Genomic DNA, 14,683 nt, shown 5'->3' on the forward strand with positions numbered 1-14,683 from the left:
CCTCAGATCCGTTCGATGATGGTTCCGGTGGAGAGTGCTCCACCCGCGCACATCGTAATCAGGGCGGTGGACGAATCGGAACGCTCCAATTCGTGCAGCGCGGTGGTGATCAGGCGCGATCCGGTGGAGCCCACCGGATGGCCGAGCGCGATCGCACCGCCGTTGACGTTGACCTTGTCCATGTCGGGGTTGTGCACGGCGGCCCAGGACAGCAGTACGGAGGCGAATGCCTCGTTGACCTCGAAACGATCGATGTCGGAGATGGACATCCCGGCCTTGGTCAGGACCTTCTCGGTGGCCTGAACGGGTCCGTCGAGGTGATAGTACGGTTCGGCGCCGACCAATGCCTGTGCGACGAAACGCGCACGAGGCTTGAGCCCCAACGCCTTTGCCTTGTCTTCGTCCATGATCAGGACAGCCGCGGCGCCGTCGGAGACCTGCGACGACGTACCGGCGGTGTGGATGCCGCCGTCGACGACCGGCTTGAGCCTGGCCAGCGACTCGAGAGTGGTCTCGCGCAGACCCTGATCGCGCGCGACGTCGAGGATGTTGCCGGTCAGCTCGCCTTCCTTGGTCCGCTCGGGCGCCTTCAGCGAGAAGATCTCCCGGTCGAAGCGACCTTCGTCCCAGGCCGCCTTGGCGAGCTGCTGGCTGCGCAGACCGAGCGCGTCGACATCGGCGCGGGTGATCCCGCGGCGGTCCGCGATACGCTCGGCGGCCCCGAACTGATCGGGCATGTCGATATCCCATGACTCTGGGCGTCGTTTGCCCGCACCTTCGAGCATCACGTTGGCGCCGAGGGGCACCGCCGTCATCGACTCCACACCGCAGGCGATGCCGACATCGATGGTGCCGGTCGCGATCAGGCCGGCGATCAGGTGATTGGCCTGCTGGGCGGAACCGCACTGGCAATCGACGGTGGTCGCGCCGGTCTGCCAGGGAAGCCCGGCGTGCAGCCACGCCGTGCGGGTCACGTTGTTCGATTGGGCACCCACCTGCATCACGCAGCCGCCGATGACCTGCTCGACCTCGTTGGGGTCGATTCCGGCGCGTTCCACCAGAGCTTTCTGCGTCGCTCCGAGCAGTTCTGCCGGATGGAGCCCGGAGAGCCACCCCGCTCGCTTACCGATCGGGGATCGGGTCGCCTCGACGATCACCGGTGTTCCCATGTCATTTCCTTTCGTGCGGTGAAAAAGGTCGTTGTCCATACGAAACTAGAACAAGTTGCCAACTGGACACAAGTCCTATTACAGCAGGTAGTGGCCTTGCAGACCATTGTGCTCTACGATCGACTAGAACACGTTCATGCAGAGGATTGAGGGGAATGCAATGACGCAGGCCGAGCAGGTGTGCCCGTTCGTGAAGGGGTTCGACTTCACCAGTCCTGACCTGTTAGAGCAGGGTATCCCGGTCCGGGAATTCGCGGAATTGCGCAAGACCGCCCCCGTCTGGTGGAACGCTCAGGAAGAGGGCAAGGGCGGTGGCTTCCACGATGGGGGCTACTGGGTTGTCAGCAAGCACGAGCACATTCGGGCGGTGTCGAAGAACAACGACGACTGGTCCACCAACGAAAACGGTGTGATCATGCGGTTCGACGACGAGATGACCACCGAGCAACTCGACATCACCAAGGCGCTGCTGATCAACCACGATCCGCCGGAGCACACTCGTCTGCGCAAGCTCGTGGCGAAGCTCTTCACGCCCAAGGCCGTGCATGCGTTGGAGGAGTCCCTCGAAGAAGCCGCTCAGAAGATCGCCCGCGATGCCGCCGCCAAGGGGGAAGGCGACTTCGTCGAGGATGTCGCGGTCAATCTCCCGCTGATGGCCATCGCCGACCTGCTCGGCGTTCCGGCCGAAGACCGGGAGCGATTGTTCCACTGGTCGAACACGATGATGAACACCGACGATCCCGAGTTCAACGAGCCCGTCGAGGGTGCAGAGCTCAGTCCGGCGCAGATCGCCTCCGCCGAACTGCTCGGGTACGCCTACACGATGGCCGAGGAGCGTAAGAACTCCCCGAAGGAGGACATCGTGACGGCGCTCGTCAACGCCGACATCGACGGGCAGTCCCTCGAGGAGATCGAGTTCGGCTACTTCGTGCTGCTGCTCGCGGTGGCCGGCAACGAGACCACCCGGAACGCGATCAGCCATGGCATGAACGCCTTCATCGACAACCCGGATCAGTGGGAGTTGTACAAGCGGGAACGTCCGGCGACCACGGCTGATGAGATCGTCCGCTGGGCCACGCCGGTGAACTGCTTCCAGCGCACCGCCCGCCACGATCTTGTTCTCGGCGATGTCGAGATCAAGAAGGGCCAGCGTGTCGGGATGTTCTACGGATCGGCGAACTTCGATGAGGATGTCTTCGAGAATCCCTTCGAGTTCAACATCCTCCGGGACCCCAACCCGCACGTCGGATTCGGTGGTCACGGCGCGCACTACTGCGTCGGTGCAAACCTGGCCCGCATGGAGATCAACCTGATCTTCAACGCCATCGCCGACCACATGCCAGACATCACCAAGGTCGCCGAGCCGCGCCGCCTACGGTCCGGCTGGATCAACGGGGTCAAGGAGATGACGGTCAACTACGGAACCGGTTGCCCCGTCGCACACTAGTCTCGAACAGCCAATGTGGCCTCGTCCCCGGAAAGGGACGGGGCCACATTGCTGTCCGCACCCTCCGGCCCCGCCGCCAACAAAACCGCCGACCGTGCCGAAACAACCGTCGACCGTGCCGAAATTGCAGTCAGGTCAGCAACTTTGGCACGGTCGACGGTGATAAGGGCACGGTCGGCGGCGTTATCGGCACGCTCGACGGGGAGGGGATCAGGCCTTACGGACCGAGTTGATCGTCTTCTCGACTTCCCAGAAAGCGCGCAGCGCAGCGATTTTGCCGTCGGGACCGGCGCGGTAGGTGAACACGCCCCGGGCTTCGGAGACATGTCCGGCGATGTGGGTGACGATCTTACCGATGTACGCGACCTCGTTGCCGCAGATGATCTCCTCGTCGAAGAGGAACTCGATCTGTTCGGTCGCGCCGATCGACATGTCCCAGAACTGGCCGATGCGCTCGTGCCCGGTGAAGCCGATACCTTCTTCGTCGAACATCGACGGGCCGACGGGATCCTGCACGATCCCGTCGGGCGCAAACAGGTTCACCCAGGCGGCCTTGTTGCGCGACCCCACATACTCACGCGACAACCGGCCGGCAACCACCGCTGGGTTGTTGGCGCGGTCGATGTTCATGTAGGCCGGTTGTGCCTTCGTCATGATGTCTCCGTCGTGTCGGTGGTCGCGTTCGATGTCAGTGCGTGGGCTTGTCGGCTCCCACGAGCCACATCGAAAAGTACTGTGATCCACCACCGTATGCATGGCCGAGTGCCTTGCGCGCGCCGGCCACCTGGTGATCGCCGGCTTTGCCCTGGACCTGGATGGCGGCCTCGGCGAAACGGATCATCCCCGAGGCGCCGATCGGGTTCGACGACAGCACTCCGCCGGACGGATTCACCGGCAACTTCCCGCCGATCGCGGTGTCACCGGCCTCGGTCAGTTTCCAGCCCTCACCTTCGGGTGTGAAGCCGAGGTTCTCGAGCCACATCGGTTCGAACCAGGAGAAGGGGACATAGATCTCGGCGACGTCGATCTCTTCGAGCGGATTGGAGATCCCGCCGGCCTTCCACAGCGCGGCGGCGGCATCCCGGCCCGCCTGCGGACTGACGGTGTCGCGGTGGGAGTACGAGAGCGGCTCGGTGCGCATCGCCGATGCGTGGATCCAGGCCACCGGAATGCCCTGGGCCACGGCGTTGTCGGCGGATGCCTCGTCGCCGATGACCACAGCGCAGGCGCCGTCGGACGAGGGGCAGGTCTCGTCGTAACGGATGGGATCCCACAGCATCTGCGAACTCATCACCTTCTCGACGGTGATGTCGGGCTGGTGCAGATGTGCGAGGGGATTGAGGGCGCCGTTCTGCCGGTCCTTGGCCGCGACGATCGCCCCGATGTGGTCGGGGGCCCCGGAGCGGCGGATGTACGAGCGGACGTGCGGTGCGAAGAAGCCGCCGGCACCGGCGCCGACCGGCATGGTGAACGGAATCGGAATGGACAACGCCCACATGGCGTTCGACTCGGACTGCTTCTCCCAGGCGATGGCCAGCACGCGTTGGTGCACTCCCGAGGTGACCAGCGACGCCCCGACGTTGGCCGTGGATCCGCCGACGGATCCGGCCGTGTGGACGCGGATCATCCGCTTGCCTTCGGCGCCGAGCGACTGCGCCAGCGCCAGCTCGGGCATCATCGCACCCTCGAAGAAGTCGGGTGCCTTGCCGATGACGATCGCGTCGATGTCGTCCATCGACACCTGTGCGTCAGCGAGCGCCTTGTCGATCGCCTCGCGGCACAGGCCGGCCATCGACACATCATGGCGTTTGGCAACGTATTTGGTCTGCCCGGTGCCGAGCACCGCGGCGCGATAACGGCCCATCAGCTCTTGCCTTCCCTGTCGGTCGTGCCGCTCAGGGCGACGACCATGTTCTGCTGCAGTAGCGGACCGCTGGTGGCGTGCGCCAGGGCGGTGTCGGCGTTGCCGCCCAGGATCGTGGTCGCCGCGTATCCGATGCGCTCGAGTCCGGCCGAGAACAGCGGATTGGCGGCGAGTGCACCGCCGGACGGATTGATGACCACCGAATCATCCAGTCCGAGTGCGGACTTGAGGATCAATTCCTGGTGGCTGTACGGTGCGTGCAATTCGGCGACGTCGACCTTGCGATTGTTGCCGAGCGCGGTGTCGGCGGCGAGTGTCGTCGACGGCGACTTCGTCAGATCGCGGGCCCCGAAGTTAGGGGTGTCGATGCGATGGTCCCAGCCGGTGATCCAGGCCGGACGCGCAACGAGTTGCCGGGCCCGGTGTTCGCTGGCCAGGATGATGGCCGCAGCGCCGTCGGTGTAGCGACAGACGTCATGGGCGCGCAGCGGGTCGGCGACGTACTCGGACTTGAGCAGCTCGTCCACCGAGGCCCCGGAACCCCGGGCGGCCACCGCGGCCATATCGGCTTCGGTCCACGCGCCGGAGTCGAGGCCGGCGCGGGCCTGCAGTGCGGCGAGGGACCGGGCGTCGGGCCACAGCGGTGCGACGGTGTGCGGGTCGGTCTGCAGCGCGAGCACCTGATCGGTGTTGGAAGCCGACGGCTTGCCGAATCCGTAGGCGAGGGCGACGTCGACCTCGCCGGTGGCGATCTTGACCCAGGCCTCGTACAGGGCCCAGGCGGCATCCATCTCGACATGCGATTCGTTGATCGGCGGGACCGCTCCGATCGAGTCGATCGCCGAGATGAACGAAAATGCGCGACCGGCAAGGTAATCGGAGGATCCGGAGCACCAGAAGTCGATGTCGGTGCGGCTGATGCCGAGGTCGGCGTAGAGCTTCTGGAAACACGGCACCAGCATCTCGACGCCGTTGGTGGTGCCGAACGTCGCATCGACGTGGGGGCTGTGCGCAAAACCGATCACGGCGATCGGTGGTATCTCGCGGTATGTGCTCACAGGTGATCCTTGTAGGAGTCGTAGTCGGCGTCGGGCTCACCGGACGGACGGAAATGGCTGATGTTGCGCAACGTGTGATCCCACTCCTCGCGCGGGCGCCAGACGGCTTCGACCCGCATGCCCATGTGGACGTCGGCGGCCTCGGTGTCGAGGATGAGGTGCAGGAACGGGATGTCGGAACCATCGAGCAGGACGTACGCCGCGACATACGGCGGCTTGATCTGCTGCCCGAGGAACGGCACGTTGACGATGCAGAACGTGGTCACCACGCCTTTGTCGGAGAGTTCGACCTTCTCGTTGGTCGGCTTGCCGTTGGTCGGATCCGCCCCGCGCGGCGGGAAGTAGACGGGTTCGCCCGGGCCGGTCCGCCCGCCGTAGAGCTTGCCCTCCTTGAGTCCCTGTAGATACCAGGTCTCCTCGATGGAGGCGGTGTGGTCGATGGTCAGGTCGATCGGCGTCGTGATCATGACGCCATCGGATGCGGTGGGCTCGGAGGTGTTGGGGGATACCGGGTTCGGTGTCTCGCCGAGTTCGAAGTGGTCGATGTCGTCGATCCGCCCGGTGCGCGCCGGCTTCCAGACCGCGCGGACGCGGGCTCCGGTGCGCAAGTCGGCGGGTCCGTCGGCGGCGACTGCGTGCAGTAGGGCGGTGTCGGCCCCGTCGAGCCGGATCAGGGCCCACGCGAACGGGTTCGACAACGGCTGGCCTGCGATGGGCTCTGCCATCCAGGTCCAGGACGTCACCGTCCCCACGGGTGAGACCTCGACGAAGTCGTCGATCTGGCCCCGGGTGACGGGGTCGAACTCGACCGGAGGGACATACACGGTCCCATCGGCACTGCGACCGCCGACGACCTTTCCGTCCAGCAGACCCTGCGCAAAACGTCCGAGAACCGGCCCGAGCGAACGGGTGTAGTCGAACGCGTTGTGCAGCGGTGCGGACAGAACGGGGTCGTCGGGATTCTCGATCGGGGCGACTACGGCGGCAAATCCTGCGGATATCTGGCTCACGGTCACGGAATCGAGTAGAACAGGTTCTAGATTGTCACGCAAGGACTAGGCCGAACGGGAGGTCGCCAGGCATGAGGCTCGGTCTGCAATTGGGGTACTGGGGGGCTTCGCCGATCGCGGATGCGCCGGCTCTGATCGCCGCCGCGGAGGCGGCGGGCTACGAGGCCGTGTTCACCGCGGAATCCTGGGGCTCGGATGCCTACACACCGCTGGCCTGGTGGGGCTCACAGACGTCGACGATCAAGCTCGGTACCGGTATCGCTCAGCTCTCTGCGCGACCGCCGACGTCGGCGGCGATGGCGGCGCTGACACTCGATCATCTGTCCGGTGGCCGGCACATCCTGGGACTCGGGGTGTCCGGGCCCCAGGTCGTCGAGGGCTGGTACGGCCAGCCCTTTGCCAAGCCGCTGGCGCGGACCCGCGAATACGTCCGCGTGATCCGCGATGTCCTGGCCCGCGAAGAGCGGGTGACCAACGCCGGACCGCATTACCCGTTGCCCTATCCGCCGCAGGCCGCCGGGTCGACCGGGCTCGGCAAGTCGCTCAAGCCGATCACCCATCCGCTGCGCGCTGACCTGCCCATCTGGCTCGGTGCCGAGGGACCGAAGAACGTCGCGTTGACCGCGGAGATCGCCGATGGCTGGCTGGCGATCTACTACACGCCGCGACTGTCGGACATGTATGAGTCGTGGCTTGCCGAAGGCTTCGCGCGGCCCGGGGCGCGCCGCACCCGCGACACGTTCGAGGTCGCCGCGACCGTACAGGTGGAGATCACCGACGACGTCCCGGCGGTCATCGACGCCTACCGACCGTCCACCGCGCTCTACGTCGGCGGGATGGGGGCCAAGGACCAGAACTTCCACGCCCAGGTCTACACCCGGATGGGGTACGGCGAGGTGGTCCGGGAGATCGGTGAGAAGTTCCTCTCCGGGCGCAAGGACGAGGCGATCGCGGCAGTGCCCGACGAGATGGTCCTGGAGACGATGATCGTGGGTGACGAGGACGAGGTGCGGCGTCAGATCAAGCGGTGGGAACAAGCCGGGGTCACCATGCTGATGGTGACCAATCGCGACCCCGACCAGATCGCGCGACTGGGCCGGCTGGTGTAGGCGAACATGTTCTAAATCCGGTCGGCATGGCGAAGTGGTCGACGATCGAGGTCGGTGATGCGTAAAGTCCCGTCCGTGTCGGACACGTCCGCAGGTCCCGAGCCGCCCGGCGGCGCAGATGCGGCGCGGCAGGTCGGTGCCCGGATCGGGCGGGGCCAGAAGATCGGCCGGGTGGTGGCCGGGCATGCAGTCCGGACCGCGACCGGCAAGCTGACCGGGCCGGCGGCAGATGCTCAGGCCCGCGCTCGCAAGCAGGACGAGCAGGTGCTCCGGTTCGCCGACGAACTGGTCACCGTCGTCGGGAGTATGAAGGGCGCGGCGCTCAAGCTCGGACAGATGCTGGCCATGTTCGATCTGGGCCTGAGCTCGGAGGCGACGCGGGCGGAGTTCGCGGCCAGGCTGGCCCCGCTGTTCGACCGTGCCCCGGCCCTCGACAACAAGTCGATGATGGCGGTTTTGGAGTCGTCGTTGGGACCGACCCGGATGGCCCGCCTGGACATCGAGCCGACACCGATCGCGGCCGCGTCCATCGGCCAGGTCTACCGGGCCACCCTCGACGGCGACCGGGTGGCGGTCAAAGTTCAGTATCCACACGTGAAATCGGCGGTCCGGGCGGATCTGAAGAATCTTGCCCTGGTGGTCAGGATGGGTCGTGGCCGGCTGCCGGGTGCCAACCTGGACGACGTGGTGGCCGAGGTTTCACGGCAGGTGCTGGCAGAGCTGGACTACAAGGCCGAACTCGCCAATCATCAACGGGTCCATGACTTCTACCTCGATCATCCGGTCTGGACCATTCCGCGGCCGTACGCCGGGTTCAGCACCGACCAGGTCCTGGTCACCGAATACCTGGACGGGATGCCGCTGGCCGCGGCCTGCGCACTGCCGGCGGCGGATCGGGACCGGATCGGGGAGGCGGTGTACCGCTTCTACTGTGGCGGGGTCTACGAGCGCGGCGAATTCTGTGCGGACCCCCATCCCGGAAATGTGCTGGTGCTGGACGACGGTAAGGTCGGCTTTCTGGACTTCGGTCTGTACCTGACCATGGGGGAGTCGGATATAGCGCTGCAGCGCACAGTCTTTCGTGCCCTGCTCGAGAACCGGGACGAGGAGGTCTACCGGTTGGCGATCGACGCCGGATTCATCCCCGACGAAGACGCGATGTCGATGGAACAGGTCGCGGATTACACGCGCAAGGTGGCCGGATGGCATATGTCGCCGGACCGGTCGACGGTCACCCGGGAGGTGGCGCGGCGGGCCTTCGCCGGCGCGGTACTGCCCGGCTCTGGACACTATCGTCAGATCCGGCATCAGGACCTGGTGGAGACGCACGTGTTCTCGCGGCGCACCGAACTCGGTGTGTGCGAACTCCTCGGCCGACTGGAGGCGACCGCGACGTGGGGTTCGATCGTCCGGGAATGGATCTACGACGATGTCGCGCCGGCGACTCCGATGGGCGCCGCGATTGCGAACTGGCACCGGATCCGCGGCGGTGAAGGTGCGGGGGGTACGACGAGATGATCCCGGCGATGTTCAGAGAACGCCTGTCCTGGGTAAGAGGTCGATAGTGTTGTTAACAACGAAAGGCAACGAATGACAATCGTGCTCGCGCGGGTGCTGAAAAAGTCTGCTGGTGCGGGTCTGTCCGCGGCCCGCGGGTCAAAGGACTCCGAAAAAGCTACCGACACCGGCTCTCGGGACGCGGTCCTGCCGCGGGTGGCCGGGCTCGGCCTGGCCGCGACCGGGGTGGCGCACTTCATCACTCCGAAGACTTTCGAGCCGATCACCAAGCCGGCGTTTCCGGAGGACACCACGAAGTGGACCTATTCCAACGGTGCCACCGAAACCCTGGTCGGGCTGGCGATCGCGAACAAGCGGACCCGCAAGCTCGGCTACCTGGGATTGGTCGGGTACATCGGATTCCTCGCCAGCCGTGTCCTGAAGGCGTGACCGTCGGGCGATGACATCTGACGCTCCCGTGCGCCGTCGCCGCGGACGGCCCAAAGTCGAAGGGCTGGCCGATCACCGGCGTACCCAGATCGTCGAGGCGGCCTATGCCGTATTGACCGAAAAAGGCTACGACGGAACGAGTATCGCGGAGATCGCGCAGCGTGCAGGCATCGGGCAGGGGACGGTCTACCGCTACGTCAACAGCAAACGGGAACTGCTGGACATGGTTTTCGACTGGGCGGTGGAGCGGATCTTCGCAACCGTTGATCCCAACGTGCTGCTCGCGTCCGAAGCCCAGACGGCGCAGGAGATGGCCCTGCACATCCGGGTCATCGGCGAACGGCTCCACCGGATGGTCGACGACGATCCGGCGATGCTCAAGCTGATCGGGGTGCAGGCCAGCGCAATCGACAAAGAACTCAAGGCGCGGGTGGTCGGGCTCGAGTTCATGATCAACTCCCTGGTGGTCAAGACGCTGACCCGGGCGGTCGAGAACGAATGGTTCACCCTGACCGGGCCGCAGCGCCAGATCGTCGCCCGGTTGCTGATGATGCTGGCGCTGCCCGGGTTGGTTCTGTCGCTCCGGTCGGAAGACGATCCGGAGAAGCGCGAGCGGTTCGTCAGGGGCGCAGCCGATCTGGCCTTCCATGGAATGATGAAACGGCCGCCGGCGAAGGATGGGGAGTGATGGTCCAACCGACAGCTCGCCAGGACACCCGGCGGACCCGGCTTCGACGAGGTCAACTGCTCGATGCCGCACTGGGCACGTTCATCGACAGCGGTTACAGCGATGTCGGTGTCGCCGAGATCGTCGCCCGGATCGGCTGTAGCCACGGCACGTTCTACAACTATTTCGACAACAAACGCGATGCGCTGGACGCAGTCCTGGCCCGGGAACTCGCCGAGCTCACCGCGATAGCCGAGTTGCACCGCCCCCGACCGCGCGACGCGGGCGAATTCATCACGGCGATGGAGTCTTTGGTCCGCCGATTGGTCGACCATGTGAACGAGCACCCCGAAGCGCTGACGTTTGTCATGCTGGAGGCGCCCGGTATAGACGAGGCGTCGCTCGAGCTGCTGACCGGCAGCTACGTTCAGCTCGGGCAGCTGTGTGAACAATACTTCCGACACGGGGTGGCCGACGGATACCTACGCGAGGACCTCGACGTGGAGTTCGCCGGCGAAGCGATGGTGTCGTGCCTTCTCGGCGCGGTACTGCCGCGAATGCTCGACAACTCCGCCGAACTCGACGTCGAGGAGACAGTCAGGACCGTGGTCGGATTCCTCTGCTACGGCACGCCGACCGTCTGAGGAACCGACGCCGCACGAGCTCGGGCGTCGGCCGCTACTTGCCGGTGAAGTCGGGGATCGTCTTTTCCGCGAACGCCTTCGGGCCGATCTTGGCGTCGTCGCTGACGAAGACCTTGATGCCCTGATCGGCGTCGATCTTGAACGCGTCCTGTTCGTGCATGCCTTCGGTGTCGCGGATGGTCTTGAGAATTGCCTGGACCGCGAGCGGACCGTTCGCGCTGATCTGATCGGCGAGTTCGATGGCCTTGTCGAGCGCGGTGCCGTCGGGGACGACATGCCCGATGAGGCCGTAATCGCGTGCTTCGGGGGCGGTGATGTGGCGTCCGGTGAGCAGGATGTCGGCGGCAACGGTGTACGGGATCTGCCGGACCAGCCGGACCGCCGACCCGCCCAGCGGGTAGAGGCCCCATTTGGCCTCGGACACACCGAATTTGGCGCTTTGCCCGGCGACCCGGATGTCGGTGCCCTGCAGGATCTCGGTTCCACCGGCGATGGCCGGGCCCTCGACGGCTGCGATCAGGGGCTTGGTCAGGCGCCGACCTTTGAGGAGGGCGTCGAGCATCTTCGGGTCGAAGCCACCCTTTTTGAAGGAGTCACCGGGGGCCTTCTTGTTCATGCTCTTGAGATCGGCACCCGCGCAGAAGTAGCCGCCGGCGCCGGTGAGGATCGCAACCCGGATATCGGGATCGGAATCGACCTGATCCCAGGCCTCGTTCATGATCGCGAGCATCTCGCCCGAGAGTGCATTACGCGCCTCGGGCCGATTCATCGTGACGATCAAGGTGTGCCCGCGCTTGGAGACAAGACAGTGGGGGGCAGCGTCCGACATGATTTGCTCCTGTTTTCTCGCATGACAAGTCGCGCGTGGGCGCGGCGTGACCTGTATCTCCGTGGGCCTTGCCATCAAACGGTAACACGTTCTAGTTTTGTCGGTATGGCTTACAACATTGCCGACCTCGTCGAGCATGCCGTCGACACGATGGGTGACCGGGTGGCGCTGGAAACCGACGGGCGCAGCGAGACCTATACCGAACTCGACCAGCGCGCCAACGGGCTGGCGCACACCCTGCGTGAACTGGGCGTCGCTCCGGGCGATTCTGTGGGCTTGTACAGCAGAAACGGTATCGAGGCCGTCGAATCGATGGTGGCGATCTTCAAGGCCAGGGCGGTGATGGTCAACGTCAATTTCCGGTACGTCGAGAGCGAACTCGAGCACATCTTCACCGACTCCGACATGAAGGCGCTGATCGTGGAGCGTCAGTACGTCGACAAGGTGGCGAACGTGTTACCGAAGGCGCCCGAATTATGGTCGGTGATCGTGATCGAGGACGGCTCCGACCTGGATATCTCGGCGGTGAACGGAATCCCCTACGAACAGGCGGTTGCCGACGGCGGGATCGAGCGCGACTTCGAGACGCGCTCCGACGACGACCTCTACATGCTCTACACCGGTGGCACCACCGGGAACCCGAAGGGTGTGGTCTGGCGGCAGGAGGACGTGTTCCGGGTCCTCGGCGGCGGAATCGACTGGTACACCGGCGAAGCGGTCACCGATGAGTGGCATTTTGCCAAGACCGGGGCCGCGGGTGGCCAGTTGGTGAGGTTCCCGATCCCACCGTTCATCCACGGTGGATCCCAGTGGGCGGTCTTCCAGGCGTTGTTCGCCGGCGGCAAGGCCATCGTCTACCCCGAGTTCGGTGCCCATCAGACGTGGGAGATCGTGGAGCGCCACCAGGTGAACGTCATCTTCATCACCGGAGATGCCATGGGGCGCCCGATGATCGACGCGCTGGAGCAGAAGGACTACGACGTCAGCTCGGTGTTCTCGGTCGCGTCGTCGGCGGCGCTGTTCTCGGCCTCGGTCAAGGACCAGTTCGTCGAGAAGTTCCCGAACGCGGTCATCATCGACGCCATCGGCTCGTCGGAGACCGGTTTCTCGGGGATGGGTGTCATCTCGAAGGAGACGTCGCACAGTGGTGGTGGCCCGCGGGTCAAGGCGGACCTGTCGACAGTTGTGCTGCGGGAGGATGGTTCGGTGATCGAGCCCGGCAAGGGTGAGGTGGGGATCCTGGCCCGGACCGGGCACATCCCGCTGCGGTACTACAACGACCCGGTCAAGACCGAGAAGACCTTCAAGACCTACCGCGGCGTCCGGTATTCCATCCCGGGGGATCAGGCGCGCGTCGAGGACGACGGCACGGTGACCATGCTCGGGCGTGGTTCGGTGAGTATCAATTCCGGGGGCGAGAAGATCCATCCCGAGGAGGTCGAGTCGGCGCTCAAGGCCCACCCCGACATCTTCGACACCGTGGTCGTCGGGGTGCCCGACGAACGGTACGGGCAGCGGGTCGCCGCGGTCATCGCGACCCGGGACGGCGCCCGCCCCACGCTCGATGAGATCAATGCCGTTGCCCGGCAGGACATCGCCGGCTACAAGTGTCCGCGGGCGGTGTGGTTCGTCGACGAGATCAAACGTTCCCCGGCAGGCAAGCCCAACTATCGCTGGGCGGCGGACATCGCCGAATCCCGGCCTGCCGACCAAAATCTGACAACCAGTTCACGAAAGGCCTGACGCCGGTGCGTACTTCACTGTCCGACGAGTTCGGAATCCAATACCCGATTTTCGGGTTCACCCCGTCCGAGCATGTGGCCGCGGCGATCAGCCGGGCCGGTGGCCTCGGTGTGCTGGGCTGTGTGCGGTTCAACGAGGCGTCCGAACTCGACGCCACCCTCGATTGGATGCGCGAGAACACCGACGGCAAACCGTTCGGTGTCGATGTGGTGATGCCGGCCAAGATCCCCACCGAGGGTTCGCAGATCGACCTCGACGCGATGATCCCGCCGGAACATCGTGCGTTCGTCGAGCGCACGCTCGATGACCTCGGCGTGCCACCTCTGCCGGAGGGTGATCGGGTCAACGCCGGTGTCCTGGGATGGCTGCATTCGGTCGCCCGGTCCCACGTCGATGTGGCCATGACACACGCCGACAAGTACGGACAGATCAAACTCATCGCCAACGCGCTGGGTTCACCCCCGGACGATGTGATCGCCAACGTGCACGCGCACGGCGTGAAGGTCGCGGCACTGGCCGGCGCGAAAGAGCATGCGTTGCGGCATGTCGCCGCCGGGGTGGATCTGGTGATCGCGCAGGGCTATGAGGCCGGCGGTCACACCGGGGAGGTCACGTCGATGATCCTGTGGCCGGAAATTGTTGATGCCGTGGGGGATACGGCGCATGTGCTCGCGGCCGGAGGGGTCGGCAGCGGTCGTCAGATCGCTGCCGCATTGGCCATGGGCACCAGCGGGGTCTGGATGGGGACCTATTGGCTCACTGCAGCCGAATACCAGCTCGGTGTTCGCGGTGCGGGTCCGTCGGTGGTGCAGCAGGCGATCCTGAACGCCACCTCGAAGGACACTGTGCGTCGGCGGATCTACTCCGGTAAGCCCGCCCGTCTGCTCAAGACCAAGTGGACGGACGCCTGGGACGCGGCCAATGCCCCGGAGGCCTTGCCGATGCCCCTGCAGAACATCCTGGTCGCCGAGGCCCATGCGCGGATCTCGGCCGCCGACGATCCCGGCGTCGTGGCGATGCCGGCCGGACAGATCGTCGGGCGGATGAACGCGATCACCCCCACGGCCGACCTGATCGACGACCTGGTCAGCGAGTACGACGTGGCCGTCGACCGGCTGCAGAAGGCCCGTTAGACCCGCGCAGGTCTATTTTGTCGACGGCTGTGATCAGATATGGTCACAGCCGTCGAGCAAATT

General features: G+C 65.3%; 14 protein-coding genes. 8 read left to right on the forward strand and 6 right to left on the reverse strand.

What is annotated here, in order from left to right; all coding sequences use genetic code 11:
* Positions 1-2 precede the first annotated feature (2 nt).
* Positions 3-1,169, reverse strand: coding sequence for a steroid 3-ketoacyl-CoA thiolase (locus AC51GT_RS15515; RefSeq protein WP_496322906.1), 1,167 nt, complete (start codon positions 1,167-1,169; stop codon positions 3-5).
* A gap of 160 nt (positions 1,170-1,329) precedes the next feature.
* Between AC51GT_RS15515 and AC51GT_RS15520 the strand changes: the two genes are divergently transcribed.
* Complete coding sequence (locus AC51GT_RS15520; protein ID WP_496322907.1) at positions 1,330-2,616, forward strand: cytochrome P450; 1,287 nt, start codon at positions 1,330-1,332, stop codon at positions 2,614-2,616.
* 210 nt (positions 2,617-2,826) lie between these two features.
* On the opposite strand, the gene AC51GT_RS15525 is transcribed toward AC51GT_RS15520, so the two are convergent.
* The 4 genes from AC51GT_RS15525 to AC51GT_RS15540 are packed head-to-tail and all read right to left on the reverse strand — an operon-like array spanning position 2,827 to position 6,554.
* The gene (locus tag AC51GT_RS15525; protein ID WP_496329329.1) at positions 2,827-3,270 is read right to left on the reverse strand and encodes a nuclear transport factor 2 family protein; all 444 of its coding nucleotides are present in this window, start codon (positions 3,268-3,270) and stop codon (positions 2,827-2,829) included.
* A 34-nt stretch (positions 3,271-3,304) separates the two neighbouring features.
* Positions 3,305-4,480: a thiolase family protein gene (locus AC51GT_RS15530; RefSeq protein ID WP_496329330.1), complete on the reverse strand. Its 1,176-nt coding sequence runs from the start codon at positions 4,478-4,480 to the stop codon at positions 3,305-3,307.
* Entirely contained in the window at positions 4,480-5,538 is a 1,059-nt protein-coding gene (locus tag AC51GT_RS15535; RefSeq protein WP_496329331.1) for a thiolase family protein, read from the reverse strand. Before AC51GT_RS15535 ends, AC51GT_RS15530 begins: the two co-directional genes overlap by 1 nt.
* Entirely contained in the window at positions 5,535-6,554 is a 1,020-nt protein-coding gene (locus tag AC51GT_RS15540) for a Zn-ribbon domain-containing OB-fold protein (protein ID WP_496329332.1), read from the reverse strand. The genes AC51GT_RS15535 and AC51GT_RS15540 overlap by 4 nt, the downstream gene beginning before the upstream one ends.
* A gap of 65 nt (positions 6,555-6,619) precedes the next feature.
* Here AC51GT_RS15540 and AC51GT_RS15545 point away from each other — a divergent pair, with 65 nt between their 5' ends.
* The 5 genes from AC51GT_RS15545 (at position 6,620) to AC51GT_RS15565 (ending at position 10,915) form a co-directional block, all read left to right on the forward strand.
* The gene (locus AC51GT_RS15545) at positions 6,620-7,657 is read left to right on the forward strand and encodes an LLM class F420-dependent oxidoreductase (protein WP_496322912.1); all 1,038 of its coding nucleotides are present in this window, start codon (positions 6,620-6,622) and stop codon (positions 7,655-7,657) included.
* A 144-nt stretch (positions 7,658-7,801) separates the two neighbouring features.
* Complete coding sequence (locus tag AC51GT_RS15550; protein WP_496329360.1) at positions 7,802-9,175, forward strand: ABC1 kinase family protein; 1,374 nt, start codon at positions 7,802-7,804, stop codon at positions 9,173-9,175.
* Positions 9,176-9,247: 72 nt separating this feature from the next.
* Entirely contained in the window at positions 9,248-9,604 is a 357-nt protein-coding gene (locus tag AC51GT_RS15555; protein WP_496329333.1) for a DoxX-related protein, read from the forward strand.
* Positions 9,605-9,614: 10 nt separating this feature from the next.
* Positions 9,615-10,292: a TetR/AcrR family transcriptional regulator gene (locus AC51GT_RS15560; protein ID WP_496322914.1), complete on the forward strand. Its 678-nt coding sequence runs from the start codon at positions 9,615-9,617 to the stop codon at positions 10,290-10,292.
* Positions 10,292-10,915 carry a TetR/AcrR family transcriptional regulator gene (locus AC51GT_RS15565; protein ID WP_496322915.1) on the forward strand — a complete coding sequence of 208 codons (624 nt, stop codon included), beginning with the start codon at positions 10,292-10,294 and terminating at the stop codon, positions 10,913-10,915. The genes AC51GT_RS15560 and AC51GT_RS15565 overlap by 1 nt, the downstream gene beginning before the upstream one ends.
* A gap of 34 nt (positions 10,916-10,949) precedes the next feature.
* On the opposite strand, the gene AC51GT_RS15570 is transcribed toward AC51GT_RS15565, so the two are convergent.
* Positions 10,950-11,744: a crotonase/enoyl-CoA hydratase family protein gene (locus AC51GT_RS15570; protein WP_496322916.1), complete on the reverse strand. Its 795-nt coding sequence runs from the start codon at positions 11,742-11,744 to the stop codon at positions 10,950-10,952.
* A 105-nt stretch (positions 11,745-11,849) separates the two neighbouring features.
* On the opposite strand from AC51GT_RS15570, the gene AC51GT_RS15575 reads away from it, so the two are divergent.
* Positions 11,850-13,487, forward strand: coding sequence for an acyl-CoA synthetase (locus AC51GT_RS15575; RefSeq protein ID WP_496329334.1), 1,638 nt, complete (start codon positions 11,850-11,852; stop codon positions 13,485-13,487).
* A 5-nt stretch (positions 13,488-13,492) separates the two neighbouring features.
* Positions 13,493-14,620 carry an NAD(P)H-dependent flavin oxidoreductase gene (locus tag AC51GT_RS15580; RefSeq protein ID WP_496322918.1) on the forward strand — a complete coding sequence of 376 codons (1,128 nt, stop codon included), beginning with the start codon at positions 13,493-13,495 and terminating at the stop codon, positions 14,618-14,620.
* Positions 14,621-14,683: the final 63 nt, after the last annotated feature.

This window comes from Williamsia sp. z34 (genome assembly GCF_059553395.1).